This is a genomic window from Serratia sp. CoH_134_PS_4 (assembly GCF_058190535.1).
Genome location: NZ_JBXWKI010000004.1, coordinates 86504 through 112802 on the forward strand (window position 1 = coordinate 86504; position 26299 = coordinate 112802).

The window sequence follows — 26299 nt, forward strand, 5'->3', positions numbered from 1 at the left end:
CACAAGGAGGCGTTGTGCGACATCGTATTCTGACGTTGTTGCTGGGGTTGGCGGTGCTGGTCACCGCTGGCTGCGGTTTTCACCTGCGTGGCACCACGCAGGTACCCTCAGAAATGAAAACGCTACTGCTGGATAGTGGAGACCCTTATGGCCCGCTGACCCGTGCAGTGCGTGAACAGTTGCGTCTAAGCGGCGTGACCATTGTCAAAGATGCGAAACGTAAGGATCTCCCTTCCCTACGCATCATTGGCGCAACCGAAAGCCAGGATACCGCGTCTATCTTCCAGGACGGTAAAACCGCTGAGTACCAGATGGTGCTGACCGTTCAGGCACAGGTGCTGCTCCCGGGTCACGATTTGTATCCGCTGAGCGTGAAAGTGTTCCGTTCGTTCTTCGATAACCCACTGACCGCACTGGCTAAAGACTCCGAACAGGAGATCATTCGTCAGGAAATGCGTGAGCAGGCCGCGCAGCAACTGGTGCGCAAACTGCTGACCGTGCACGCGGCGGAAGAAGAAACGCAACAGAAAGCTGCTGCCGCCGGTGAAAAAGCGGCCAGCCGCGTAGATCAATGATTCGTATTTATCCTGAACAACTTGCCGCGCAGCTCCGAGAGGGGCTGCGCGCTTGTTATTTATTGAGTGGTAATGAACCGTTACTGTTGCAGGAAAGCCAGGATCTGATCCGTCAGGCGGCGCAACAACAGCAGTTCACCGAGCATTACAGCATTTCACTTGACGCCCATACCGACTGGGACGCCATTTTCAGCATCTGTCAGGCCATGAGCCTGTTTGCCAGTCGCCAGACGCTGATGCTGATCTTCCCGGAGAACGGACCCACCGCGCCTATCGGTGAACAGTTAATCAAGCTGGCCGCCCTGCTGCATGACGATATTTTGCTGATACTGCGTGGGCCGCGCCTGACCAAGGCGCAAGAAAACAGCGCCTGGTTCAAGGCTCTCACTCCGCATGGTGCTTATGTCAGTTGCCAGACACCTGAGCAAGCCCAATTGCCACGCTGGGTAGCGCAGCGCGCCAAAACCATGAAATTGGAATTGGACGATGCGGCCAATCAGTTGCTGTGCTATTGCTACGAGGGCAACCTGCTTGCGTTGTCGCAGGCACTCGAAAGGCTGTCACTGCTGCATCCAGACGGTAAACTCACGCTACCGCGCGTTGAACTGGCGGTAAACGACGCCGCACACTTCACGCCATTCCACTGGCTAGATGCTCTGTTGGCGGGAAAAAGCAAACGTGCCTGGCATATCCTGCAACAGATGCAGCAGGAAGATGTCGAACCGGTCATTTTGCTACGTACCCTGCAGCGCGAATTGCTGCAGTTGCTGAATTTGCAAAGACGCATGGCATCAGTGCCGCTGCGCACGTTGTTTGATCAGTACAAAGTGTGGCAAAACCGCCGCAATCTGGTCACTCAAGCATTACAGCGACTATCCGGTGCCCAACTGCGGCAAGCGGTGCATCTGCTGGCGCAGATTGAAATCACCCTTAAACAGGATTACGGCCAATCGGTTTGGTCGGAACTGGAAACCCTGTCAATGCTGCTGTGCGGCAAACCTCTGGCCACGAGTTTTTCAGATGCCCACTAAAACGCAAGACACCACCGTTCTGCACGCCCTGTTTGGCGGTACCTTTGACCCAATCCACTACGGCCATTTACGGCCGGTGGAGGCCCTCGCTGCAGAAGTTGGCCTGAGCCGGGTCACGCTACTGCCAAACCATGTTCCCCCACATCGCCCTCAGCCCGAGGCTAATGCACAGCAACGGTTGAAAATGGTAGAGCTGGCAATCGCCGGTAATCCGTTATTTGCCGTAGACGACCGTGAGCTGCACCGCACAACGCCGTCCTATACCATAGAGACGCTGGAAGCCATTCGTAAAGAACGTGGCGCTGAATTGCCTCTGGCGTTTATTATTGGCCAGGACTCGCTCTTGTCGTTGCACAAATGGCATCGCTGGCAATCGCTGCTGGAGACCTGTCATCTGCTGGTGCTGGCCCGTCCCGGTTACAATGACCGGATGGACACGCAAGAACTGCAGCAGTGGCTGGAACAGCATCGGGTGACCGATGCCACACAGCTTAGCCTGAAACCTCAGGGCTATATCTATCTGGCAGACACACCGCAGTTGGAAATTTCTGCCACGGAAATCCGCCAGCGCCGCCATCAGGGCCTCAACTGTGATGACCTGTTGCCACGTTCAGTACAACGCTATATCGAGTTACAGGGTTTATATCGCTAGCGAGAGCTGCATGATATACTGCGCCGCTATTTTTCAGGTATTCGCTGAAAACCCCGGAAACCTTAGCTGGCCGGGCAGTCACCAGCTGGCTTTCAGCGGCATCCTGCCGACTTATCATTGATTCAGGCCGCAATACGGGCAGTTGCCCGCCGCAGTCGAATAAACCGAACACACCCGAGGGGGAACCTTTGCAAGGTAAAGCGCTCCAAGATTTCGTCATCGATAAAATTGATGACCTGAAAGGCCAAGACATTATCGCTCTGGATGTACAGGGTAAATCCAGCATCACCGATTGCATGATCATCTGCAGCGGCACCTCTACCCGTCACGTGATGTCGATCGCCAACCACGTTGTGCAGGAAGCGCGCAACGCCGGTATGGAACTGTTCGGCATGAAAGGTCAGGAAGCTTCTGACTGGGTGGTTGTCGATTTAGGCGAAGTGATTGTTCACGTGATGCAGGAAGAAAGCCGTCAGTTGTACGAGCTGGAAAAACTCTGGAGCTAAGCGGTGAAACTGCAACTGGTAGCGGTCGGCACTAAAATGCCAGACTGGGTGCAGACCGGCTTTATGGATTATCTGCACCGCTTTCCAAAAGACATGCCGTTTGAGCTGACCGAAATCCCGGCGGGCAAGCGCGGCAAGAATGCCGATATCAAACGCATTCTGGAAAAGGAAGGCGAGCAGATGCTGGCGGCGGTGGGCAAAGGCAATCGTATTGTCACGCTGGATATCCCCGGAACGCCGTGGGAAACACCGCAGTTGGCGCAACAGCTCGAACGCTGGAAGCAGGATGGCCGCAACGTCAGCCTGTTAATTGGCGGCCCAGAAGGGCTAGCCCCCGCGTGCAAGGCCGCAGCCGAACAAAGTTGGTCACTCTCGCCGTTGACATTGCCGCATCCTTTAGTGCGCGTTCTGGTGGCTGAAAGCCTCTACCGCGCCTGGAGTATTACAACAAATCATCCTTACCACCGGGAATAATCGGTGGTAACCGTGACAGAGTGAAATAAAGCAGCGGGATGAAAATAGAACGTAACCCTTTTCGCGACTATACGGCTGAATCGGCCCTGTTTGTACGCCGCGCCCTGGTGGCGTTCTTGGTCATCCTGGTGCTGACTGGCATCCTCATCGCCAATCTGTATAATCTGCAAATCGTCCGCTTTGAGGATTACCGCACCCGCTCCAACGAAAACCGCATCAAACTGGTGCCCATCGCGCCCAGCCGCGGCATCATTTACGATCGCAACGGCACCCCGTTGGCGCTCAACCGTACGATTTACCAACTGGAACTGATGCCGGAAAAGATCGACGATCTTAAGGCTACGCTACAGGCATTGCGGCCCGTGGTCGATCTGACCGATGACGACATCACCAATTTCGAGAAAGAGCGCAAACGCTCGCGCCGTTTTGTCTCTATCCCGGTGAAAACCGCCCTGAACGAAGTGCAGGTGGCGCGTTTTGCCGTTAACCAATTCCGCTTCCCCGGTGTCGAAGTTAAAGGCTATCAGCGCCGCTACTATCCTTATGGATCTGCCCTGACCCATGTGATCGGCTACGTGTCGAAGATCAACGACCGTGACGTTGAACGGCTGGATAAAGATGGCAAGTTGGCCAACTACGCCGCCACACACGATATTGGCAAGCTGGGCATCGAACGCTATTACGAAGATACCCTGCACGGCAAAACCGGCTACGAAGAGGTTGAAGTCAACAACCGCGGGCGTGTCATTCGCCAGCTGCACGAACAGCCGCCTTCCGCCGGGCAGGACGTTTACCTGACACTGGATCTCAACCTGCAACGCTATATCGAACAGTTGCTGGTGGGCAGCCGGGCTGCGGTAGTCGTGAGCGATCCGCGCACCGGCGGCATTCTGGCGATGGTGTCCAACCCCAGCTATGATCCGAACCTGTTCGTCGACGGTATCTCCAGCAAAGACTACCAGGGGCTGCTGAACGATCCGAACCGGCCGCTGATCAACCGTGCAACGCAAGGGCTTTATCCCCCAGCCTCCACGGTGAAGCCGTACATTTCCGTCTCGGCACTCAGCGCAGGGGTGATCACCAAAAATACGACGCTGTTCGATCCCGGTTGGTGGCAATTACCCGGTTCGGAAAAACGCTTCCGCGACTGGAAAAAATGGGGCCACGGCCGCCTGAATGTGACCAAAGCGCTGGAAGAATCGGCGGATACCTTCTTCTATCAAGTCGCCTACGATATGGGCATCGATCGCCTGTCGACCTGGCTGACCAGGTTCGGTTACGGCGAATATACCGGTATCGATCTGTCCGAAGAGCGTTCTGGCTTAATGCCAACCCGCGAGTGGAAATTCAAGCGTTATAAAAAACCCTGGTACCAGGGCGATACCATTCCTGTAGGCATAGGCCAAGGCTACTGGACGGCTACGCCTATCCAGATGTCCAAGGCACTGACCACGCTGATAAACGACGGCAACGTCAAAACGCCACATCTGTTGCAGAGCACCAGAATCAATGGGGCACTGGTGCCATTTAGCCAAGAAGAAAGCAAGCAGATCGGCGATATTCATTCCGGCTTCTGGGAAATTGCCAAAGACGGCATGTATGGTGTAGCCAACCGTCCGAACGGGACGGCGCGTAAGTACTTCGCGGATGCACCTTACAAAGCCGCGGCGAAATCGGGTACCGCACAGGTATTCGGCTACGAAACCTACAACGCCCACAAACTGGCGGAGCACCTGCGTGACCACAAATTGATGACGGCGTTTGCACCGTACAACAACCCTACGGTGTCGGTCGCCATCATTCTGGAAAACGGCGGCTCCGGTCCGGCGGTCGGGACAATTACCCGTCAGATCCTCGACCATATCCTGTTGGGCGATAACAATACGCAATTACCATCTGAAGCCCCACTGCCACCAGGCGTAGAGGGTGATTAAGGTAGAACATGACTGAAAGCCAACAAAAAGGGTCGATCTGGACCAAAATCCACATCGATCCTACATTCCTGCTACTCATTCTGGCCCTGCTGGTCTACAGCGCGTTCGTCATGTGGAGCGCCAGCGGGCAGGACATTGGCATGATGGAGCGCAAGATCGGCCAGATCGTCATGGGGCTGATCGTGATGGCCGTCATGGCACAAATCCCACCGCGGGTGTATGAAAGCTGGGCGCCGTATTTGTATATCTTCTGCGTAATCCTGCTGATTTTGGTGGATGCCTTCGGCCAAATCAGTAAAGGGGCTCAGCGCTGGCTTGATCTCGGCTTTGTGCGCTTCCAGCCGTCCGAGATCGCCAAGATTGCCGTGCCGTTGATGGTGGCGCGCTTTATGAACCGCGACGTCTGTCCGCCTTCGCTGAAGAATACCGCCATCGCACTGGTGCTCATTTTCCTGCCAACGCTGTTGGTTGCCGCACAACCGGATCTGGGGACCTCAATTTTGATCGCCGCCTCCGGCCTGTTCGTGCTGTTTCTGTCCGGCATGAGCTGGAAGCTGATCGCCGTGGCTGCGGTATTGCTGGCTGCCTTTATCCCCGTACTGTGGTTCTTCCTGATGCACGGCTATCAGCGCGACCGCGTCATGATGCTGCTCGATCCGGAAACCGACCCGCTTGGTGCCGGCTATCATATTATTCAGTCAAAAATCGCTATTGGCTCCGGTGGTCTGTCAGGCAAGGGTTGGCTGCACGGTACCCAGTCGCAGTTGGAATTCCTGCCGGAACGCCACACCGACTTTATCTTCGCGGTGTTGGCCGAAGAGTTAGGGCTGATCGGGGTGCTGGTGCTGCTGGCACTGTACCTGCTGGTGATTATCCGCGGGCTGATGATTGCCGCCAAGGCACAAACGACCTTTGGCCGAGTGATGGTCGGCGGCCTGATGCTGATTTTGTTTGTTTATGTGTTTGTTAACATTGGCATGGTCAGTGGCATTTTACCGGTAGTTGGCGTACCTTTGCCTCTGGTCAGCTACGGGGGTTCGGCGCTGATTGTGCTTATGGCCGGGTTCGGCATCATCATGTCGATCCACACGCATCGGAAAATGATGTCTAAAAGTTTATAAGAGGTGAGTAATGCGTAAGGAATGGCTTTGGGTCGGCGTAGTCGCGGTGTTACTTTCCGCCTGTACCGCCCCGACCTCGGAACAGCAAGCACCGCCGCAGCAGCCGTATAACGGGCCGGTGGTGGAAATCGGTGGCGTTGAGCCTCAATATGAACCCTATAACCCTAATAACTTGCAGGATTATAAGGTTAATGGCGACACTTACCGCATTGTGAAAGATCCGCAGAACTTCTCGCAAACCGGTCTGGCGAGCTCCTATGGCGAAGAAGCCCGAGGCAACACCACGGCGCTGGGTGAACAGTTCGACCCTAACGGTCTGACCGCCGCACACCCGACGCTGCCGATCCCAAGCTACGTACGCGTGACCAACCTGGCCAATGGCCGCCAACTGGTGGTTCGGGTTAACGATCGCGGCCCTTACACCAAAGGTCGCATTATCGATCTGTCGAGAGCCGTGGCCGATCGCCTGAACCTGTCCAACAACACCAAGGTCAAGGTTGATTTCATCAATGTTGCACCGGACGGCACCCTGAGCGGTCCTGGCACCATCGGTACTACCGTCGCCAAACAAAGCTACGCCCTGCCTTCACGCCCGGATCTTGGCTCCAGCAGCATGGGTACCCCGGTACAGCAGGACGTTCCTGTCGCGAGCGGCGCAGCAGTTCGCCCCATTGACAACAGCAGCCTGAATAACGGCGATGACGCCCCAGCAGCGGCCACCAGCAACAGCGGCCGCAGCGGTTTCCTTGGTGCGCCGAGTGCCGTACCGGCTGGCGTGTTGGAAGGCTCAGAGCCTGAACCTGCAGTCAGCGCTGCCGCCATTGCTGCCCCTGTAGCTGCCACTGCAGCCGTTGGTGCAGGCAGCATGGCTTCTGGCGGAAGCTATGTCGTCCAGGTTGGTGCACTGAGCAGTGCCGAACGTGCACAGACCTGGCAACAAAGCCTGAGCCAAAAGTTTGGCGTGCCCGGTAAAGTGGCTGCCAGCGGCAACGTTTATCGCGTACAGTTAGGCCCGTTCAGCAGCCGCCAACAAGCGACTCAGTTGCAGCAGCGCCTCGCTAGCGAAGCGCAGCAACAATCTTTTGTCACTGCTGCACCTTAAACAGAGCTCCGGCAGATATCGCGACTGATACTCCTTCCTTTAGCTGAAACATTTTCTTTCAGCTAAAGCCAGTAAAGCGCGATGAGTCAGAGGATTGGCTAATGCCTGCCGGGATCTCATCTGTTATAGTGTGGCTCGTTTTTAACTTTACCCTCATGGATGTTGTAGTCTCGATCATGAAACAAGTAACTTCTTTCCGCTTAATCAAGAGCATAGCGCTCGGCACCGTTATCGCGATGAGTGCAACTACTGTTGCGCATGCCGATGACGTTAATATCAAGACCATGATCCCAGGGGTACCGCAGATCGACGCGGAAGCCTACGTCCTGATTGATTACAACTCCGGTAAAGTTTTGGCCGAAATGAACGCCGATGCGCGCCGCGACCCAGCCAGCCTGACCAAAATGATGACCAGCTACGTCATCGGCCAGGCACTGAAAGCAGGTAAAATCGGCCAGGAAGACCTGGTTACCGTCGGACAAGATGCCTGGGCAACCGGCAACCCGGTATTCAAAGGCTCTTCGCTGATGTTCCTGAAGCCAGGCGACCGCGTACCTGTTTCCAAGCTGACCCGCGGCATTAACCTGCAGTCCGGCAACGATGCCTGTGTGGCCATGGCCGACTACGTGGCAGGCAGCCAGGACGCATTTGTTAATCTGATGAATACTTACGTCAGCAAGCTGGGCCTGCAGAACACCCACTTCCAAACCGTACACGGCTTGGATGCACAGGGTCAGTACAGTTCAGCGCGCGATATGGCGTTGATCGGCCAGGCGCTGATCCGCGACGTACCAGATGAATACGCGATTTATAAAGAAAAAGAGTTCACCTTCAACAATATCCGCCAGATGAACCGTAACGGTTTGTTGTGGGACACCAGCCTGAACGTGGACGGCATCAAAACCGGTCATACCGATGCAGCAGGTTATAACCTGGTTGCCTCTGCAACAGAAGGCCAGATGCGCCTGATCTCTGCGGTGCTGGGTGGTCGTACTTATAAAGGCCGTGAAACCGAAAGCAAAAAACTGCTGACGTGGGGCTTCCGTTTCTTCGAAACCGTTGCGCCACTGAAAGTGGGTAAAGAGTTTGCCTCTGAACCAGTGTGGTTCGGCGATACAGACCGCGTTGAATTGGGCGTAGACAAAGACGTCTATCTGACCATTCCACGCGGCCGCATGAAAGACCTCAAAGCCAGCTACGTGTTGAACACACCAGAAATTCATGCCCCTCTGGCTAAAAACCAGGTTGTCGGCAGCATCAACTTCCAGCTCGATGGCAAAACCATCGATCAGCGCCCACTGGTGGTGATGAACGAAGTGAAAGAAGGTGGTTTCTTCAGCCGTATCGTGGATTACATCAAACTGATGTTCCACCACTGGTTCGGTTAACAGTTGAAACGGGCGAAATCGCCCCCATATACTGATTAACTTTAACTCCCGCTCCGGCGGGAGTTATAATTTATAGATTAGCGATACCCTAAATAATTGGAGTTGCGTCGAGGCGGCAAGCGTATGAATCCCGATGAACTTACTCAAGTAAGTGATTCGGCTAAGTAAGGGCAGCCAACAAAGGGGCAGTTTCAAGTATGACGGGACTATATTGATAGCCGCACTCTGGAGCGCACATGAAAACTAAACTGAACGAACTGCTCGAATTCCCTTGCTCATTTACCTACAAAGTAATGGGCTTGGCACAACCCGAGCTGGTAGACCAGGTGGTTGAAGTGGTGCAGCGCCATGCTCCTGGGGACTATAACCCACAGGTTAAACCGAGCAGCAAAGGCAATTACCACTCCGTTTCCATCACCATTAACGCGACTCATATAGACCAGGTGGAAACCTTATATGATGAGCTGGGCAACCTTGAAATTGTCCGCATGGTGCTGTAATTCCAGCACAAAAACCTGCTTTTCAGCCCGGGCCAGAGCATTCTCTGCCCGGGTTGCGCATTTTTGGTCAGCGAAATGCTGGTCGCGGGCCAGAGCGCCCGGTATAATGGCATTACCACTTCTGTAACCTGGCGATGACTCTTTTGCAACCAGACAAGATCATTTTGCGTCAGCTGGGGTTGCAGCCCTACGAGCCTGTATCCCAAGCCATGCACAACTTCACCGATCGCCGAATCGAGACCACGCCAGATGAGCTGTGGCTGGTTCAGCATCAGCCGGTGTTTACCCAAGGCCAAGCCGGTAAAGCCGAGCATCTGTTAATGCCGGGTGACATTCCGGTGATTCAGAGCGATCGCGGCGGCCAGGTGACCTATCACGGCCCGGGGCAGCAGGTGATGTATGTGATGGTTGATCTGAAACGCAACAAGGTTGGCGTTCGGCAGCTGGTCACGGCTATTGAAGATACCGTTATTAATACCCTTGCCCATTTCAACATCGCGTCACGCGCCCGTCCGGATGCGCCCGGTGTTTACGTGGGGGAGCAAAAAATTTGTTCGTTGGGTTTGAGGATCCGCAAAGGCAGTTCATTCCACGGCTTAGCCCTGAATGTCGCCATGGATCTTACCCCCTTCCAGCGTATCAACCCTTGTGGTTACGCCGGCATGCAGATGACACAGGTCAGCGCGGTTGTGCCTGGCGTTGGTATTGAAGACGTACACCCAGTCCTGGTACAGGAATTTGTTCATTTACTCGGCTACCCGAAGGTCGAGCTTCGTAACTGGAACCTGCACGATTATGAGTAAACCAATTCAGATGGAACGCGGCGTCAAATACCGCGATGCAGACAAAATGGCGTTGATCCCGATTAAAACGGTGGTCACCGAACGGCAGGAGCTGTTGCGTAAACCCGAGTGGATGAAAATCAAACTCCCTGCCGACTCTACCCGCATTCAAGGCATTAAAGCCGCAATGCGTAAAAACGGTCTGCATTCGGTGTGCGAAGAAGCTTCTTGCCCGAACCTGTCTGAGTGCTTCAACCACGGTACGGCCACCTTTATGATCCTGGGCGCTATCTGTACCCGCCGCTGCCCATTCTGTGACGTGGCACACGGCCGCCCTGTGGCCCCGGATGTTAACGAGCCGGAGAAACTGGCTCAGACCATCGCCGATATGGGCCTGCGTTATGTGGTCATTACCTCGGTTGACCGCGACGATTTGCGCGACGGCGGTGCTCAGCACTTTGCCGATTGTATCGCTGCCATCCGCGCCAAGAACCCGACCATCAAGATTGAAACCCTGGTACCGGACTTCCGTGGCCGTATGGATCGCGCACTGGAAATCCTGACCGAAACGCCACCAGACGTGTTCAACCACAACCTGGAAAACGTACCGCGCGTCTATCGTCAGGTTCGTCCGGGCGCTAACTACGAGTGGTCACTGAAGCTGCTGGAACGCTTTAAAGAAGCACATCCTCACATCCCAACCAAATCAGGCCTGATGGTCGGTCTGGGTGAAACCAATGCGGAAATCGTTGAAGTGATGCGCGATCTACGTCGCCATGGTGTGACCATGCTGACTCTGGGCCAGTATCTGCAGCCAAGCCGTCATCACCTGCCAGTACAGCGTTACGTCAGCCCGGCAGAGTTCGACGAAATGAAAGAAGAAGCGATGGCGATGGGCTTCACCCATGCCGCATGCGGTCCGTTTGTTCGTTCATCCTACCATGCCGATTTACAGGCAAAAGGGATGGAAGTGAAGTAATCGCAGCAATGAATTGTTACGTTTCTCATCACGGAAACGCCAAAAAACGGATGTCCTTGCGGCATCCGTTTTTTATTGCCCAACCAAAAGCGTCATTACTGGTCTTTCTTTTCCACGCTCTGCGGGTTGGACTGGCTTTCAGCGGTGTTCGCTGCTGGCGGTGTCGTATCATCACCGACCGCCTTTTTAAAGCCTTTCAGCGCAGCGCCTAAATCTGCGCCCAAAGAACGCAGCTTGCTGGTACCGAACAGCAAAATGATCAACACCGCAATCACCAGAAGTTTGGTAATACTGAGACCTTCCATACTCACCTTCTTATTCATATAGCGCTGCGGACGCAGCGAAACAACAAAGCTTGCCTGATAATATTTACCTACTTTCCCTGAGCCAAAACAACATCAACATGTAACAGAGTGAGATCTTGAGCCAAGATGCTATTTTAAATGCATTGAACATTAATCAGACTATTCTGAGTTTCTTAGCTGCATGCTACGCTGTCATTCTACTTACTGTGGAGTTGCCGGATGTACACGCCTTCAGTCATTGATACCAGACGTTCCGGCCTCAGCTTCGCCAGACGCACCTATCTGCCTCGCATTGTCGGCCTTGGGGTCGGTTTTATCTGTGTATTCTCGGTGCTTTATTCACAGCAGACGTCTCCTTGGATATGGGGCCTGCTGGTTCTCCACGGTTTTATCTGGCCACACCTTGCCTACCAATGGGCACGTCGTTCCGCTATGCCTTTCAAGGCTGAGATCCGCAACCTGCTGATCGATTCATTTTTTGGTGGGCTGTGGGTGGCGATGATGGCATTCAATGCCTTACCGTCAGTCGTTATCCTGTCGATGATGGGCATGAACAACATTGCCTCCGCCGGAAAATCACTGTTCCTCAAAGGATTGGCCGTGCAAGTGTTCAGTGCCCTGGCGATCGGTGCCGTGCTGGGTTTTCCCTTTCAACCACAAAGCACAGCGCTGCAGATCTATCTGTGCCTGCCGATGATCTATCTCTACCCCACGCTATTGGGGTTGGTGACGTACCGCACCGCCAAACGGCTGGCGGAGAAAAAACAGGAACTGCTGCGTATCAGCATGCGTGACGGCCTGACAGGGCTGTATAACCGCCGTCATTGGGAACATTTGCTCCATCACCAATTTGACAGTTGCCGGCGCTATCAGCACAGTGCAACTCTGATTTTGATGGATATCGATCGTTTCAAAACCATCAACGACACCTTCGGGCATGCGCTGGGGGACGAGGCCCTGGCGGTGTTGGCCGAAGAGCTGTTAATTGGATTACGTGCAGTGGATATTGTTGGGCGCTACGGCGGGGATGAGTTTGGAGCCGTGTTGCCAAACACCAGTGCTGAACAAGCCAGTATTGCGCTGGTACGCATTCAGGAGCGGCTGAACGACATTATTTTCCGTGAGGCGCCACAGCTAAGATTGAATATCAGCGCCGGCATCGCCGATTATCACGGTGAAATGACCGGCTATCTGGACTGGTTAAAAGCCGCTGACAACGCGTTGTATCGTGCGAAGAACAACGGCCGCAATCGCCTGGAACTCGCGGTGCCCAATCATTAATACCAAGAGTGACAATTTCTGCTTTCCACGTCACTTTTGATACTACAAAACCGTCGGCGCTGGGTGTAAGATCCCACCAGCGCGGCAAAAACAGCGGCGTCGAATCACGGAGATGACATTCCTCCATAACCGCCTTCACAGGCTGATGATGTCTACGTAACCTCTCAGAGGGGTACGTAGCATTGTGCCTGGACCTTTCTGAGTTTGACTTCCCATTTAATGAAAGGCAGTTTTGACCATGTTGAGTTCTTTACTGGCAGTTTTTATTGGCGGCGGTGTGGGCAGCGTACTGCGCTGGGCCATCAGTATGAAGATGAACCCGCTGAATGCCCATATCCCCCTGGGTACTCTGGCGGTGAATTTGCTGGGGGGTTTTATCATCGGCGCCGCTATCGCCATTTTCTCTCGAATGACGCATCTGGATCCTACCTGGAAGCTGCTGATTACCACCGGTTTCTGCGGCGGTTTGACCACCTTCTCCACCTTTTCGCTGGAAGTGGTCTATTTGCTGCAAGATGGGCGTTTCGCCTGGGCTCTGGCCAATATGTTACTCAACCTGGCGGGCTCGCTGGCGATGACCCTGCTGGCGTTTATGCTGGTCATTTGGATTAATGGGCAATGAGCTAATTTCGTTGCCTTAATGTTTCCTTAATCTGCCCAGCCCATAATCTCATCCAGTATCCCCCACTGGATGAGAACTCAGATGTTTAGTCTGCCAAGAACCGCCACTGAAGTTACCGCAACTCTGCTGTGCCTGCTGATTGTTGGCACCTTCATCAAGGTTTATCTGTTCGCCTGACGTTCAGCGCCCCGACACCGACCTTTACAGTTGTGATATTGCCTATTGCCGTTGTTGCATTACAATTGAGAATGAACGTTCACACCCAGAAAGTGAAACGCATTTCTCTTGGCAAAGGATCGGGACATGATATCCACCAGCGACAGCAGGCAGGCTAAAGTACAGGCTCGCCGCGACCAGATTGTCGACGCAGCAAAACTCTGTTTTCGCCAGCACGGTTTTCACGCCGCCAGCATGGCGGAAATCGCACAAAACTCCCAACTGAGCGTCGGCCAGATCTATCGCTACTTCGACAACAAAGATGCGATCATCGAAGAGATCGTTAATCGTATCATCACCAGTAAAATGCGGCGGCTCGAGGATCTCGGCGATCATATCAACCTGATCGCTGGCACTTTGGCAGCACGTACCCTGTTTCAACAACCCGGTGAAAGCGAAACCGACCACATGTTGATGTTGGAGGTTACTGCCGAGGCCACACGCAACCCGAGCGTGGCGAAAATGCTCAGTGATGCAGAAACACGGTTATTCCACCATGTTTGCCAGAACCTGCAGCGGATCTACCCGCACTTCAGCGAGCAGGAAATCGCCGCCAGGGTAGAGTTTATTGCCGTATTAAGCGAAGGTACCGGTTATCGCATCCTCACCACCCAAAAAGCCGATATCAGCCTGCTCAGCGGCCTATACCAGCAAGCTATCTCTCACCTGTTCAGGAAACCATAATCCTCATGACCAGACACATAGCCAGACAACGTCTGGTGTACGCACTCGTACTTGGCCTGCTTGCCTCACTGGGGCCGCTGTGCATCGATCTTTACTTACCTGCCCTGCCGGAAATGGCCGGAGAGTTGAATACGTCAACATCCACGGCACAGCTCAGCCTCACTGCCGGTCTGCTCGGGCTGGGGGTCGGTCAGCTGATTTTTGGCCCCTACAGCGACAAACTTGGCCGCATGCGTCCGCTGCTGCTTTCTCTGGCACTGCTGTTGGTTGCTTCCCTGTGGTGTGCTCTGGCACCCAATATCGACCAGTTACTGATAGCCCGGCTGTTACAAGGGTTAGCAGGGGCAGGTGGTGCCGTTATTTCCCGCGCCATCGCCCGCGATCTCTATTCCGGGCACGAACTCACGCGCTTCTTCGCCCTGCTGATGTTAGTCAACGGCCTGGCACCGATCATTGCACCTGTATTGGGTGGCGCGATGCTGCAGTTTATGGACTGGCGTGGCATTTTCGGCGCGTTGGCGGCCATCGCGGTACTGCTGTTTACTCTCGCCAGCCTGAAACTGCACGAATCTCTGCCCGCGGAGCGTCGTAGCCAGGGTGGGATCTTGGCAATGTTGCAATCTTTGGGGGGGTTGCTCACTCAGCGCCAATTCATGCGCCTGTGCCTGACGCAAGGCTTTGTCATGGCCGGCATGTTCGCCTACATCGGCGCCTCTCCCTTCGTATTACAGCAGATTTATGGCCTCAGCCCACAGATGTTCAGCCTGTGCTTTGCCGTCAATGGCGTTGGGTTGATCATTTCTGCGCAAGTCGCCAGCCGTCTAAGCATGCATTTTGGTGAAAGAAAGGTACTGAAAGGCGGCTTAACATTAGCGGCTATCTCATCGCTGCTGTTGCTGCTGGCTGCCGGTTTGCACGCACCGCTAGGACTGTTGATGGTGCCACTGTTCTTCTCGGTAGCGGTGATCGGGATTGTCGGCCCGACAGCATCATCTTTAGCGATGCAAAGCCAGGGGGACAAGGCGGGGAGCGCATCTGCGTTGATCGGCGTGAGCATGTTTGCGCTCGGGGCATGCAGTGTGCCACTCACCGGGTTGGGCGGTACTTCCAGCGTGTCGATGGCACTGACGATTGTTGGCTGTTACGCCATTGCCATCCTGCTGTTTAGCTTACTGGTACGTAAACAACCGGCTTGAGTTACCGAAAAATAATAATAAAAAACCCGCTCAAGGAGCGGGTTTTAAGAATTTCGGCTACTGTAGCTTAGATAGCGATAACGTTAGCAGCAGATGGCCCTTTGGCACCGTTCGTGATTTCAAATTCTACACGCTGGCCTTCAGCAAGAGTTTTGAAACCATTGCTAGCGATAGCAGAGAAGTGAACGAAAACGTCCTTGCTGCCATCTTCCGGAGTAATGAAGCCGAAGCCCTTGGATTCATTAAACCACTTAACGCTACCTTTAATCTTAGACATCAAACTTACCTTTAACGTGAATGTAAGACACAAAACGTGTGTCCAGTACAGTACAGCAATTAGACGGGATTTTGTCCACAACCTGGATCACATAAAATCGATAAAAAGTGAAAAAATCCATCTCGAACGGTGTAAAGCCTGTGTCCTCTTGGCCATTACCGCATTGAGCAGTCCGATCCTCTTTAAACCCTGGCGAACAACGACCGAACGCCTGTTTCACGAACAGTCAACGCACGTTGCCACCGTGATGCAGACACAATCGCTATGAAATATAACCAGATAGTCTTTTTGCTTCCGGCTGCCCTGCACTAGGGTTAAAGCTTACTAACCACTGTGAGCCAAGACTATGACCCGCCAACTGGCCGAAAAAATCGTCGCCTACCGCCGTGAACTGCATCAGAACCCTGAGCTGTCCAATCACGAGTTTGCTACTACCGCCCGCCTCACCCGCTGGCTGGAAGAGGCCGGTATCCGTATTTTACCGCTGGGGCTGAAGACCGGCGTAGTGGCCGAAATCGGCAGTGGAAAGGGGCCAATCATTGCGCTGCGCGGTGACATTGACGCCCTGCCGATCGAGGAAATTTCCGGCGTGCCGTTCAGTTCGCAAAACAGCGGTGTGATGCACGCCTGTGGGCATGATTTTCATACCTCGGTCATGCTTGGTGCCGCACACTTGTTGAAAGCACGTGAGGCCACCCTGCCCGGTACGGTTCGTATTTTCTTTCAGCCGGCAGAAGAAACCTTTAACGGTGCTCAACACCTGATCGACGCTGGCGCGTTGGATAACGTAGCCGCCGTGTTCGGCTTGCACAATGCACCGGAACTGCCGACCGGCACCTTTGCTACCCGCGCAGGTGCGTTTTACGCAAACGTTGATCGCTTCCAGATCCTGATCACCGGCAAGGGTGCTCACGCCGCCAAACCGGAGCAAGGCGTCGACACCATTGTGACCGCCAGCCAGATTGTCAACGCGCTGCAAACCCTGCCCAGCCGTAGCTTTAGCTCGCTGGAATCGCTGGTCGTCAGCGTTACGCGCATTGAGGGCGGCAATACCTGGAACGTCCTGCCACAAACCGTGGAACTGGAAGGTACAGTGCGTACCCATAGCGATAAAGTACGCCGACAGGTACCGGATAAAATCCGCCAGGTGATTAATGGCGTAGCCGCTTCGCTTGGCGCAGAAGCGGAACTGCGCTGGCAGGCCGGTCCACCTGCCGTCGTGAATGACGCGCGCTGGGCAACGTTCAGTAAAACGGTCGCTGCTGAAGCAGGCTACCGGGTAGAAGAAGCCGAATTGCAAATGGGCGGTGAAGACTTCGCCCTTTATCTGCACCACGTACCGGGCGTCTTCGTCAGTATCGGCTCAGCCAGTGAGTTCGGTCTGCATCATCCGCGCTTTAACCCGGATGAACAGGCCATTTTCCCTGCGTCACAATATTTCGACCTGTTGGCAGAACGCACTCTGCAACAATTAGCTACCGCACCAGAAAAAGCCACCAGCAAGGTGTAAAAACTCACCCAGGAATAAGCCGCAGCGCAGTGTATTCTGCGCTGCGGCTTATTATTTTTGCGCTGTTATATTTGCTATTTTCAACATTTGAATATGCTGTTTTGTTGTTTTACATCCTGATGTTGCTCATCAATAGTGGTGCTCTAGAGATAGCGCCACAGGGGCACTTAACAAGGTGATAGCAATGAGCAACAGTGCGAAGAATCAACGACAATTGCGCCTTGGCGCCATTTTGCATGGCGCATCAGGAAATATGTCTGCCTGGCGGCATCCCGATGCCACTGCCGATGCCAGCATTAATCTCGATTTTAATATTGCCACGGCAAAAAAAGCCGAACAGGGTAAATTAGATTTCGTGTTTGTGGCCGACGGTTTATATATCAATGAGAAATCCATTCCGCATTTTCTCAATCGTTTTGAACCGCTAACCCTGCTTGCCGCCCTCTCTGCCGCCACGCGTAAAATTGGGTTAGTGGGCACCCTATCAACTTCGTACAGCGATCCCTTTACCGTTGCACGCCAATTCGCCAGCCTCGATCACCTGAGCAAAGGCCGTGCAGGCTGGAACGTGGTGACTTCGCCGCTGGAAGGATCGGCAAAGAACTTCTCACGTACAGAGCACCCCGAGCACAGCCTGCGCTACCGCATTGCCAGTGAATACCTCGACGTCACCAAAGGATTGTGGGACTCGTGGGAAGCCGACGCCTTTGTGCGCAACAAACACAGCGGCGAATTCTTCCGTGCCGATAAACTCCATACCCTGAATCACCAGGGTGAGTTTTTCTCGGTACAGGGGCCACTGAATATTGGTCGTACACCACAAGGCCGCCCGATCCTGTTCCAGGCGGGCGCCTCGGAAGACGGCAAGCAATTAGCAGCCAAACACGCCGATGCGATCTTCACCCACCATGATACCCAACAACAAGCTCAGACGTTTTATCGTGACGTCAAAAAACAGCTGGTAGAGCAAGGGCGCGAACCGGATGACCTGCGGATCTTCCAGGGTGTCAGCGTGATCGTCGGAGACGACCATGAAGACGTGGAGCGTCAGTATTGGGAAACCGCACGTCTGGTCAGCATCGAAAACGCACTCAACTACCTTGGGCGCTACTTTGAACACTATGACTTCTCCCGCCACCCTCTGGATGCGCCGTTCCCGGATATTGGTGAACTCGGACAAAACAGTTTCCGCAGCACCACCGACACCATCAAGCGCAATGCTCGCGAACGTAACCTGACGCTGCGTGAAGTCGCGCTGGAGGCGGCTTCACCGCGCCCAGTATTTGGCGGTACGCCAGAAGCGGTGGCGGACGGCCTGCAAAACTGGTTCGACACCCATGCCGCCGACGGCTTCATCATCAGCGGCGGCACGCCAAATTCATTCGGCCACTTTGTGGATCGCGTGGTGCCGATCCTGCAGCAACGCGGCCTGTTCCGCAGCGATTACAGCGGCGATACGCTGCGCGAGCACCTTGGTCTGAAACAGCCACTCAACCAATTTACGCAATGACCTGGCTGATGAGGAGCCTACCGATGGCAAATGACGTTTTTATCCAAACGCTGCCGGACGACCCGCTGATCGAGCCGGTAATCGCAGGGTTGTTCGGTGAGTACCGCCAACGCTATGGCGACTATTTTGGTGACCAAGAACAGGAACCATTGAGCCTGTACGCCCCCCCACAGGGCGCCTTTATCGTGCTGCTTCGCGCAGAGGAACCGATCGCCATGGGGGCGTTCAAACGCTACGATCAACAAACCGCTGAACTTAAACGCATTTGGACGCGGGCCGATCTGCGCCGCCAGGGCTTGGCACAACGGGTTTTGCAGCAGTTGGAAACGCTGGCGGGGGAACAAGGCTATCGCCAACTCTATCTGACCACCGGTTTTCGTCAGCCTGAGGCCGTGGGCTTGTATTTAAGTAATGGCTATCAACCACAGTTCGACACCACGATCGACAGCGAAGTCTACAGCCGCCCGCCTTATGACGGCCGGCTACCGTTTCGTAAAAGCCTGATAACAGCGGATGCGCTCTGTTGTGCACCCGAAAGGAAGATTGCCTAAAGCTCCCCCTTTTTTCTGTTTCAGGAGACCCGTAATGTCCAAACAAGAAGTCTTAAAAGTGGTGCCCGCACGCTACCCGTTCCGGCTGGTAGGCGCGCTGTTTTCGGTCTTTATTCTGGCGGCTATTGTGCAGTCAGTCGCGGTTAACGAGCGCTGGGAATGGGGTGTATTTGCCGAATGGTTCTTTGCACCTGCAGTGTTGTCGGGCTTGGGGCAGACTCTGCTACTGACGTTGCTCGGCACCCTGTTCAGCATCATCCTTGGCACCCTGCTGGCGTTGGCGCGACTGTCGCGATCTTACCTGTTGGCGTCCTTGGCATGGGGATACATCTGGCTGTTCCGTTCGCTCCCCCTGATTCTGGTGTTGATCATCCTGTATAACTTCTCTTACCTGTATGATGCCATCTCACTGGGGATCCCCTTTACTTCCGTGGTGTTCGCCAGCTACCCGACCATTGATATCCTCAGCCAATTTTCCGTCGCCGTACTCGGGCTCACGCTGGTCCAATCTGCCTATACCGCAGAAATCATCCGCGGCGGCATTATTGGCGTGGAGTACGGCCAGCATGAAGCTGCTGCCGCACTCGGCCTGCCAGGCTACCGCCGTACTTTCCGTATTATTTTGCCACAGGCGCTGCGCTCCATCATCCCGACGGGCTTCAACGAAATCATCAGCCTGGCGAAGGGAACGTCCATTGTCTATGTGCTGGCACTGCCAGAGCTGTTTTACACCATCCAGGTTATCTATAACCGCACCCAGCAGGTCATTCCGCTGCTGATGGTCGCCACCGTCTGGTACCTGTTCATTACCACGGCGCTGTCAGTCATCCAGTATTACATTGAGCGCTATTTCGCCCGTGGCGCGGTGCGCGAACTGCCGCCGACGCCATGGCAGAAACTGGCTGGCTGGTTAAAACGTTAGGAGAATCCCATGTCCGAAGCCATTGATTATTATGCCCTGCGCGAAGAAGCGTCGGTCCGCAGCATCGCGCCAGTGCCCGCACGTGGCCTGATTGAAATCAGTAACGTGAGCAAGTTTTTCGGTAAGCACAAGGCTCTGGACGACGTCAGCCTAACGTTGCAACCGGGTACCGTCACGGTGATTCTCGGGCCATCAGGTTCAGGAAAATCTACGCTGCTTCGCGCTATTAACCACCTGGAGCGCGTCGACGAAGGGTTTATCCGTATCGACGGTGACTACGTTGGCTATCGCCGCAAGGGGGACAAGCTGTATGAGCTAAAAGAGCATGCCATTCTCAAACAGCGCATCAATGTCGGCTATGTATTCCAGAACTTCAATCTGTTCCCTCACCTAACGGTACTGGAAAACATCACTGAAGCGCCGGTAGTCCATAAAATTTACTCGCGAGCACAGGCCAGAGACGTCGCCTATCAGCTGCTGGACACTGTTGGTCTGCGCCACAAAGCCGACGCTTATCCACGCCATTTGTCCGGCGGTCAACAACAGCGCATCGCCATTGCCCGCGCACTGGCGTTAAACCCCAAAGTCATTCTATTTGATGAGCCCACTTCCGCACTCGATCCAGAGCTGGTTGGGGAAGTCCTGGATGTGATCAAAGGACTGGCGGATCTGGGCGTAACGCTGGTGGTGGTGACCCATGAGATTGGCTTTGCGCGCGAGGCAGCGGATCAGATTGTGTTTATGGTCGATGGAAAGGTTGTCGAACAGGGCGATGCGCGTCGAGTACTGAACCATCCACAGCATCATCGCACCATCAATTTTCTCAACAAGGTGCTGTAACCGGTGGGGCGCAAAACGCGCCCCACTTATTCATGCCACTGCGAAACGGCGTTTTTCGGCATCGAAATCCAGCGGCTTGATACCCTGCTGGTTACGATCTTGTTCCGTCAGCAACGCAGCCGGAATAAACCAGGTCACTTCAAACAGCAACCCGTCCGGATCGTGGCCATAAATACTCTTATGCACGCCATGGTCTTCCTCAAGCCCAAGAATACCGCGTTGTGCCAACTGATCGCGAATGCGCTCCAGTTCTTCCAGGCTATCGACTTCCCACGCCAAATGGTACAACCCGGCCGGTGGCTCATTTTCCGCCGGTGGTTCACCGTTCGCACGAAATACCCCCGCTCGCTGCTGCCCCAGATTCTTGCTGAACAACGCCAAGTCGTGATCGTTTTCTGAATCAGCGGCTTGGGTAAACACTGCTTTGTCAGGGTTATCGGTGGCTTTAAGCTTAAAACCCAGAACCTGATGATAAAAATCCGCGCTCTGCTGCACGTCGCTGACATACAGAACCGCATGATTTAGCCGTTTAATTCCCATCTATTTTCCTTGTCAGAAATGAATAACGTCAGGCTGAAAATAGCATGCGGGCAGAAACCCGCTAAATGCCGTTATTGCATTATCAAATGCTGGGCACACAATCTGTCACTGCAAGGCATTCCGCGCTATCATAAGCACTGTATTGAACGACTTTATGAGAATGATGATGAACGGCAAGATAACGACTTTTTTTGAAGACAAAGGCTTCGGCTTTATTACCGATGAGAACGGGGAAAATCGTTATTTTCACGTGATTAAAGTGCAGAATCCGGAGCTGATCAAGAAAAACGCGGCGGTGACTTTCGAGCCGACCAACAATACCAAGGGCCCTTCGGCGTTTGCGGTCAAGGTACTGGCATCGAGCAAGTACATCATCATCGCCAACGAAAGAATCAAAATCACCAGCATTAAATCCTTCAACACCTTCACCAAAGAAGTGCCGGTGAAAGCGGACGTGGATAAAGAAAACACAGTGCTGTCTGTAGGCCTGTTGATGAATCGCATTCGTCCGCAGTCCGAAGATGCGGCGCAAACCATGCAGACGCTGCGTATGCTGACAATCACCACGTTCCAGAACGACACCTACACTTTCTCGGAGCACGAGATCGACATGGATGAAACGCTGAAAGTGCTGAAAAGCCTGTAATCACAACCCCCGCCAGCCGCATATACCCTATGAATTTCGAGTTGGCCGCTCTAGCGCGTCCATGCTCTCGCGGCATTTGTACATCCCCAGGTATGGTAGGGGCGCTGCATGCTGCGCCCGCATTAGTCGGGGCGAATATATTCGCCCCCTACAGTAACTGCGGGACCGCTGCAGCTTGAAAGGCGACGGGTATAAAACATTCAAAGCAATTTGATATCACCTGTGTTAGCGTGGGTTTTCACCTGACACAGGCCATTCATTATGTCTGATACCAGTAGTGTTAAAAGCTTCATTAACCGCTCGACTAAAATCGCCTGCCCTAAATGCGCTTACGTCACCACCCAAAAATGCGCCACGCTACGAAAAAATGTCATGCTGATCTGCCCAAACTGCGGCACGGAATTTGAACCCAAACAGAACTAAAAAACCTACTTGAACATAATGTGGCCAACACTGTTGCCACTGACCACATTAAACGACTCAACACGGTTACGCCCCTGCGATTTGGCGCGATAAAGCGCGATGTCCGCCATATTCATGAGCTGTTCCAGCGACTTCACTTCGTTCATCGCCAAACTGGCAACGCCGACGCTGATGGTAATGTTTAACGGCGTTTTCCCTCTGGGATACACATCAGCCTTTTCTACCAATTGCCGCAAATGCTCCCCCAAAGCCAACCCTTGCGCCGCCAGCGCACGCGGCAGCATGATGGCAAACTCTTCCCCACCCAAGCGGCCAAAGAGCTGATCGTGACGCAGCTCGCGTCGAACGACATGCGCAAAGGAAGCCAATACCTGATCGCCAACCAAATGGCCGTAAGTGTCGTTAATTTGCTTGAAATGGTCGATATCGATCAGCAGCAGCGACACCGCCTCTTTCGACTTATGTTTATGCTCCAACAACTCGCCCGCCTTGCGCGTCAGTGCGTTACGCGCCAGTACCCCGGTAAGGAAGTCGTGATTAGCACTGTGCTCCAGCCGCCGGAGTAGCTTGCGATTAACGGCGATCGAACTCGCCAGAATCAGCGGCCCCATAACCAACATGGCGATCCCCAGGCGGGCCGACATCAGCGTATCGAGAAACGCATTGTGGTTGTTCGGCGTTTCATACAGCATCAGGTTGGCGGAGATGCTGCTGATCTCGGTCATGCCCGTCAGCAGTGTCAGCAAGGTCACAGTGAACAGCTGGTAACGCACCGCGCACCACAACAACGCCGGGATAGGGAAGGCAATGGCGCCCGGCCCACCGATATACACACTGAACGCCAACGAAAACAACAGGGCAAACAGCGGCATACTGCCACGCAGTCGGTAGTTGATCTGCATTCGCAGCAGTTGCTTGAGCCGCGGTGCCGCCAGCAGCACCGGCAATAACAGTAAATTGGTTGAGAATTGTTCGCTGAACCACGCCAGCCAGGCGATCACCGCCGTGTTGTTGTACAGGCTTTCGTTACGCAATATCGACAAAGTCGAAGCCACGGCCGCCCCGCTCAGGCTAGCGGTAAACATATACAGTATTGCCTGAGGTTTACCCATCCGGCGCTGCGACTTCGGCAGCATCAGCATTACGGCATAACCGGTACCAATCAGCGACATGTTGCAAGCATTAAGCCACATAGCCAATGATAGGCTTTCACCATTAGCCAAATCAGCCGCAATCATCCCAAGATAGGTGATGACCCACCCCGCCGGGGTGGCATAAGCAGGCTTGCGTAATAACAGGCCGAGCAAAATCGCATTCACCGGCCAAAACAGGGAAAGTGAGCCTATTGGGCGAGTAAAAATACCCAGCAGTGAAAGTAAAAATGCCAGCAGAAAAAGTGTGATCAACTGGACGGCGGCAGGCAGGCTATGTTTGGTGTTTATTCTGGCGTTCATCGCCTTACCCATATATTGATAATAACCAGAGAAATTCTACGCATATTCCCCCGACAAACATAATGAGGAAGACATGACAACCGGACCTTAACGTAAAAAATAGAGACAATTCAAAACGAAATAAATGGCAGCTCGCCCGACAATAATACCCAGAGATATCTATCAGCATAGCGCAAACCCATGTCAGACAGCATTAACACAAAAACCATAAAATAAAGGAGGGTATTATTTGCCACCTTGCTGTTCTGCTGGCCAATATTTTCCTGTAACTCGCCCAGAAGCGCAATTCATAAAAAAAGCCCGCACAGTGCGGGCTCGCTTGAAGAGCAGCTAATCGACAGTTACGACACAGCCATTGCATGCCTGTGCTGCTGCTCATTGTATCGCCAGAAGCTTAAGCACACCTTAGCAACAAAAAACCCGGTCTAGGAACCGGGAATATTTGTACGAAATGCAGTGTTAGCCCAAGCAGGCTAATAACACGCACCATTTTACGCGTCAATTGTGTAGAGAAAATGAGCAAGACCATGCCTATAAAAGCACAATGCGAGGGCAATACCCCCCCTTCGTTGACGAAAAGGGGATTAACCGTTACGCCAGTTTGGCAGCAAAGCCCGCAACACGTTGGCCGTATAAGCTGGCAGTTTCCAAATCGCCCGACAGCATCTCATCCACACTGGCGTCGGCGGGTGTTTGCACCAATAGCCCGACTGACCCACCCAGATTGTTTACGTCGGTGCGCTGTGCCGATTTGGTATTAGCAGGCATCAATCCCAGGCTGACCCACAGACCACCATGCTGCGAAGCCAGCGTTTGCAACGCGATCAGCGTCACTTGCTTGTCGCCATTCAGGCTGGCACTGTTAGTAAACCCACCGAAAACCTTGTCCTGCCATTTGCGGCTAAACCAGGCTTTTGAACTGGCATCAGCAAACTTCTTGAATTGCCAGGATGGGCCACCCATATAGGTCGGTGAACCAAAGATGATTGCATCCGCCTCATCCAGTTTCTGCCAGGCTTCATCGCTGATATTGCCTTCCTGATCGATAGCGATCAGTTCTGCCTCTGCCCCTTGCGCGACAACTTTTGCCAAACGCTCGGTGTGGCCGTAGCCGGAATGAAAGATAACCACTGTCTTCGCCATATGAAACTCCAAGGTCGTTTCCGTCGGGCGCCGAAGCCGCCCATGATTAGTCATATCCAGACTAATCAACTGACCCCGGAGTGAATACCAAATTTATCTGACAGAGTTATTCAAAAAAACCGGACGCTGCTCATCCCCCCACAACCTTCACACTTTGCTGCCGTGCGAAATCGATAAACGCGCGAAGTGGGCGTGGCATTTGCTGATTGGCAGGATAATAAAGGTAAAAACCAGGAAACGGCGGCGTCCAGGCCGTCAATAACGATAATAGCTGCCCGGCTCGCAAGGCTTCGCTAGCCTGGCTCTCAAATAAATAGGCAACGCCCAGCCCATCAGTTGCCGCACGAATCAGAACCTGCGGATCGTCCACAATTAGCGGGCCTTCCACTGCGATCTCCGATACTTCCCCATCACGCTCGAATTCCCAGCGGTAAAGGTTGCCGTTGGTCGGCCAGCGAGTATTCAGGCAGCGGTGCTGGCGCAACGCATCGGGTGTTTGCGGTGTTCCGAAGCGGGCCAAATAAGTGGGAGAAGCCACCACGCACATCCGCTGTTTGTCACCCAGTGCTACGGCCACCATATCTTTCGGCAGCCGCTCATGCAGGCGCACACCCGCGTCAAAACCGGCTGCCACAATGTCTACCAGCCGATCCTCCACGCTCAGGTCCACAATAATGTCAGGATAGTGTGCATTAAACGGGGCCAACAGCGGGGCCAAATAATGGATAGCCGCCAGACTGGACGCATTGAGCCGCAGCGTGCCTGCAGGCTGCAACCGTAATGCCGCAGTCTGTGTAACAGCAGACTCAATCTCAGCCATCGCCGGCCTTAGTCGGGCCAACAGCTGCTCCCCTGCCTGAGTCAGAGCCACACTGCGGGTCGTGCGATTCAACAGGCGCACACCCAGCCGAGCTTCCAGATTACGCTGCGTTTGGCTAAGCGCTGAAGCGGACATACCCAATTGCACTGCCGCACGGGCAAAGCTGCCATATTCAACAATGGCAGCAAAGGCGCGCAGTTCTGCAAAGTCACTCCCTCTCATTATGCTCTCCATCCTTAATAATTCATGAAGATTATAGCGTATTCAATACACGCTAGACGGGGCCTATCCTTGAGAAAAACCACAGAGGAAACA

General features: G+C 53.9%; 29 protein-coding genes and 1 riboswitch. Of the genes, 23 read left to right on the forward strand and 6 right to left on the reverse strand.

Annotated features, from left to right (window positions below; all coding sequences use genetic code 11):
• Positions 1-14: 14 nt before the first annotated feature.
• The 12 genes from lptE to lipA all read left to right on the forward strand — a co-directional run bounded on the left by lptE (position 15) and on the right by lipA (position 11044).
• Positions 15-575, forward strand: a complete 561-nt coding sequence (gene lptE / locus AC2FCQ_RS08735; protein WP_265554420.1) for an LPS assembly lipoprotein LptE — start codon at positions 15-17, stop codon at positions 573-575.
• Positions 572-1606, forward strand: coding sequence for a DNA polymerase III subunit delta (gene holA / locus AC2FCQ_RS08740; RefSeq protein WP_490308057.1), 1035 nt, complete (start codon positions 572-574; stop codon positions 1604-1606). Before lptE ends, holA begins: the two co-directional genes overlap by 4 nt.
• Positions 1596-2258, forward strand: coding sequence for a nicotinate-nucleotide adenylyltransferase (nadD, locus tag AC2FCQ_RS08745; protein ID WP_490308058.1), 663 nt, complete (start codon positions 1596-1598; stop codon positions 2256-2258). The genes holA and nadD overlap by 11 nt, the downstream gene beginning before the upstream one ends.
• Positions 2259-2446: 188 nt before the next feature.
• Positions 2447-2764 (forward strand): ribosome silencing factor, encoded by a 318-nt coding sequence (rsfS, locus tag AC2FCQ_RS08750; RefSeq protein ID WP_037417998.1) that lies wholly within the window; start codon positions 2447-2449, stop codon positions 2762-2764.
• 3 nt (positions 2765-2767) lie between these two features.
• Positions 2768-3238 (forward strand): 23S rRNA (pseudouridine(1915)-N(3))-methyltransferase RlmH, encoded by a 471-nt coding sequence (gene rlmH / locus AC2FCQ_RS08755; RefSeq protein ID WP_004949595.1) that lies wholly within the window; start codon positions 2768-2770, stop codon positions 3236-3238.
• 38 nt (positions 3239-3276) lie between these two features.
• Positions 3277-5172, forward strand: coding sequence for a peptidoglycan DD-transpeptidase MrdA (mrdA, locus tag AC2FCQ_RS08760; RefSeq protein WP_209636376.1), 1896 nt, complete (start codon positions 3277-3279; stop codon positions 5170-5172).
• A gap of 8 nt (positions 5173-5180) precedes the next feature.
• Positions 5181-6293, forward strand: coding sequence for a peptidoglycan glycosyltransferase MrdB (gene mrdB, locus AC2FCQ_RS08765; protein WP_012005638.1), 1113 nt, complete (start codon positions 5181-5183; stop codon positions 6291-6293).
• Between the two features lie 10 nt (positions 6294-6303).
• Positions 6304-7395 carry an endolytic peptidoglycan transglycosylase RlpA gene (gene rlpA, locus AC2FCQ_RS08770; protein WP_209636378.1) on the forward strand — a complete coding sequence of 364 codons (1092 nt, stop codon included), beginning with the start codon at positions 6304-6306 and terminating at the stop codon, positions 7393-7395.
• 176 nt (positions 7396-7571) lie between these two features.
• The gene (gene dacA / locus AC2FCQ_RS08775; RefSeq protein WP_037417985.1) at positions 7572-8783 is read left to right on the forward strand and encodes a D-alanyl-D-alanine carboxypeptidase DacA; all 1212 of its coding nucleotides are present in this window, start codon (positions 7572-7574) and stop codon (positions 8781-8783) included.
• Between the two features lie 236 nt (positions 8784-9019).
• Positions 9020-9283, forward strand: coding sequence for a DUF493 family protein YbeD (gene ybeD / locus AC2FCQ_RS08780; protein ID WP_020825613.1), 264 nt, complete (start codon positions 9020-9022; stop codon positions 9281-9283).
• 134 nt (positions 9284-9417) lie between these two features.
• Complete coding sequence (gene lipB / locus AC2FCQ_RS08785; RefSeq protein WP_209636380.1) at positions 9418-10086, forward strand: lipoyl(octanoyl) transferase LipB; 669 nt, start codon at positions 9418-9420, stop codon at positions 10084-10086.
• The gene (gene lipA, locus AC2FCQ_RS08790; RefSeq protein ID WP_209636382.1) at positions 10079-11044 is read left to right on the forward strand and encodes a lipoyl synthase; all 966 of its coding nucleotides are present in this window, start codon (positions 10079-10081) and stop codon (positions 11042-11044) included. The genes lipB and lipA overlap by 8 nt, the downstream gene beginning before the upstream one ends.
• A gap of 95 nt (positions 11045-11139) precedes the next feature.
• Here lipA and tatA read toward each other — a convergent pair whose 3' ends face one another.
• Complete coding sequence (gene tatA / locus AC2FCQ_RS08795) at positions 11140-11349, reverse strand: Sec-independent protein translocase subunit TatA (protein ID WP_209636903.1); 210 nt, start codon at positions 11347-11349, stop codon at positions 11140-11142.
• A gap of 219 nt (positions 11350-11568) precedes the next feature.
• On the opposite strand from tatA, the gene AC2FCQ_RS08800 reads away from it, so the two are divergent.
• From AC2FCQ_RS08800 to AC2FCQ_RS08815, 4 genes are all read left to right on the forward strand, one after another.
• Positions 11569-12630 carry a diguanylate cyclase gene (locus AC2FCQ_RS08800; protein ID WP_209636385.1) on the forward strand — a complete coding sequence of 354 codons (1062 nt, stop codon included), beginning with the start codon at positions 11569-11571 and terminating at the stop codon, positions 12628-12630.
• Between the two features lie 99 nt (positions 12631-12729).
• Positions 12730-12792: riboswitch (Fluoride riboswitch) on the forward strand.
• A gap of 76 nt (positions 12793-12868) precedes the next feature.
• Positions 12869-13252, forward strand: a complete 384-nt coding sequence (crcB, locus tag AC2FCQ_RS08805) for a fluoride efflux transporter CrcB (protein WP_209636387.1) — start codon at positions 12869-12871, stop codon at positions 13250-13252.
• Positions 13253-13555: 303 nt separating this feature from the next.
• A complete protein-coding gene (locus tag AC2FCQ_RS08810) occupies positions 13556-14152 on the forward strand; it encodes a TetR/AcrR family transcriptional regulator (protein WP_209636390.1) in 597 nt (198 codons plus the stop codon).
• A 5-nt stretch (positions 14153-14157) separates the two neighbouring features.
• Positions 14158-15348, forward strand: coding sequence for a multidrug effflux MFS transporter (locus tag AC2FCQ_RS08815; RefSeq protein ID WP_490308059.1), 1191 nt, complete (start codon positions 14158-14160; stop codon positions 15346-15348).
• 67 nt (positions 15349-15415) lie between these two features.
• Here the strand turns inward: AC2FCQ_RS08815 and cspE are convergent, their stop codons facing one another.
• A complete protein-coding gene (gene cspE, locus AC2FCQ_RS08820; protein WP_002210315.1) occupies positions 15416-15625 on the reverse strand; it encodes a transcription antiterminator/RNA stability regulator CspE in 210 nt (69 codons plus the stop codon).
• 346 nt (positions 15626-15971) lie between these two features.
• On the opposite strand from cspE, the gene AC2FCQ_RS08825 reads away from it, so the two are divergent.
• The 5 genes from AC2FCQ_RS08825 to AC2FCQ_RS08845 all read left to right on the forward strand — a co-directional run bounded on the left by AC2FCQ_RS08825 (position 15972) and on the right by AC2FCQ_RS08845 (position 20958).
• Positions 15972-17135 carry a M20 peptidase aminoacylase family protein gene (locus tag AC2FCQ_RS08825; protein WP_404760164.1) on the forward strand — a complete coding sequence of 388 codons (1164 nt, stop codon included), beginning with the start codon at positions 15972-15974 and terminating at the stop codon, positions 17133-17135.
• A 184-nt stretch (positions 17136-17319) separates the two neighbouring features.
• Positions 17320-18645, forward strand: a complete 1326-nt coding sequence (locus AC2FCQ_RS08830) for an LLM class flavin-dependent oxidoreductase (RefSeq protein WP_209636396.1) — start codon at positions 17320-17322, stop codon at positions 18643-18645.
• Positions 18646-18668: 23 nt separating this feature from the next.
• A complete protein-coding gene (locus AC2FCQ_RS08835) occupies positions 18669-19196 on the forward strand; it encodes a GNAT family N-acetyltransferase (protein WP_265554492.1) in 528 nt (175 codons plus the stop codon).
• 34 nt (positions 19197-19230) lie between these two features.
• Positions 19231-20118, forward strand: coding sequence for an amino acid ABC transporter permease (locus AC2FCQ_RS08840; protein WP_490308060.1), 888 nt, complete (start codon positions 19231-19233; stop codon positions 20116-20118).
• Between the two features lie 9 nt (positions 20119-20127).
• A complete protein-coding gene (locus AC2FCQ_RS08845) occupies positions 20128-20958 on the forward strand; it encodes an amino acid ABC transporter ATP-binding protein (protein WP_322740273.1) in 831 nt (276 codons plus the stop codon).
• Between the two features lie 30 nt (positions 20959-20988).
• Here the strand turns inward: AC2FCQ_RS08845 and AC2FCQ_RS08850 are convergent, their stop codons facing one another.
• Positions 20989-21498, reverse strand: a complete 510-nt coding sequence (locus AC2FCQ_RS08850) for a VOC family protein (protein WP_490308061.1) — start codon at positions 21496-21498, stop codon at positions 20989-20991.
• 166 nt (positions 21499-21664) lie between these two features.
• Between AC2FCQ_RS08850 and AC2FCQ_RS08855 the strand changes: the two genes are divergently transcribed.
• Both AC2FCQ_RS08855 and AC2FCQ_RS08860 read left to right on the forward strand, forming a co-directional pair.
• The gene (locus AC2FCQ_RS08855; protein ID WP_404760295.1) at positions 21665-22144 is read left to right on the forward strand and encodes a cold-shock protein; all 480 of its coding nucleotides are present in this window, start codon (positions 21665-21667) and stop codon (positions 22142-22144) included.
• A gap of 261 nt (positions 22145-22405) precedes the next feature.
• Entirely contained in the window at positions 22406-22567 is a 162-nt protein-coding gene (locus tag AC2FCQ_RS08860; protein ID WP_245209914.1) for a YnfU family zinc-binding protein, read from the forward strand.
• Between the two features lie 5 nt (positions 22568-22572).
• On the opposite strand, the gene AC2FCQ_RS08865 is transcribed toward AC2FCQ_RS08860, so the two are convergent.
• From AC2FCQ_RS08865 to AC2FCQ_RS08875, 3 genes are all read right to left on the reverse strand, one after another.
• Positions 22573-24021 carry a GGDEF domain-containing protein gene (locus AC2FCQ_RS08865; RefSeq protein WP_245209918.1) on the reverse strand — a complete coding sequence of 483 codons (1449 nt, stop codon included), beginning with the start codon at positions 24019-24021 and terminating at the stop codon, positions 22573-22575.
• Between the two features lie 591 nt (positions 24022-24612).
• Positions 24613-25164 carry a flavodoxin family protein gene (locus tag AC2FCQ_RS08870; protein ID WP_209636406.1) on the reverse strand — a complete coding sequence of 184 codons (552 nt, stop codon included), beginning with the start codon at positions 25162-25164 and terminating at the stop codon, positions 24613-24615.
• A gap of 130 nt (positions 25165-25294) precedes the next feature.
• Positions 25295-26206, reverse strand: a complete 912-nt coding sequence (locus AC2FCQ_RS08875; protein WP_490308062.1) for a LysR family transcriptional regulator — start codon at positions 26204-26206, stop codon at positions 25295-25297.
• Positions 26207-26299: the final 93 nt, after the last annotated feature.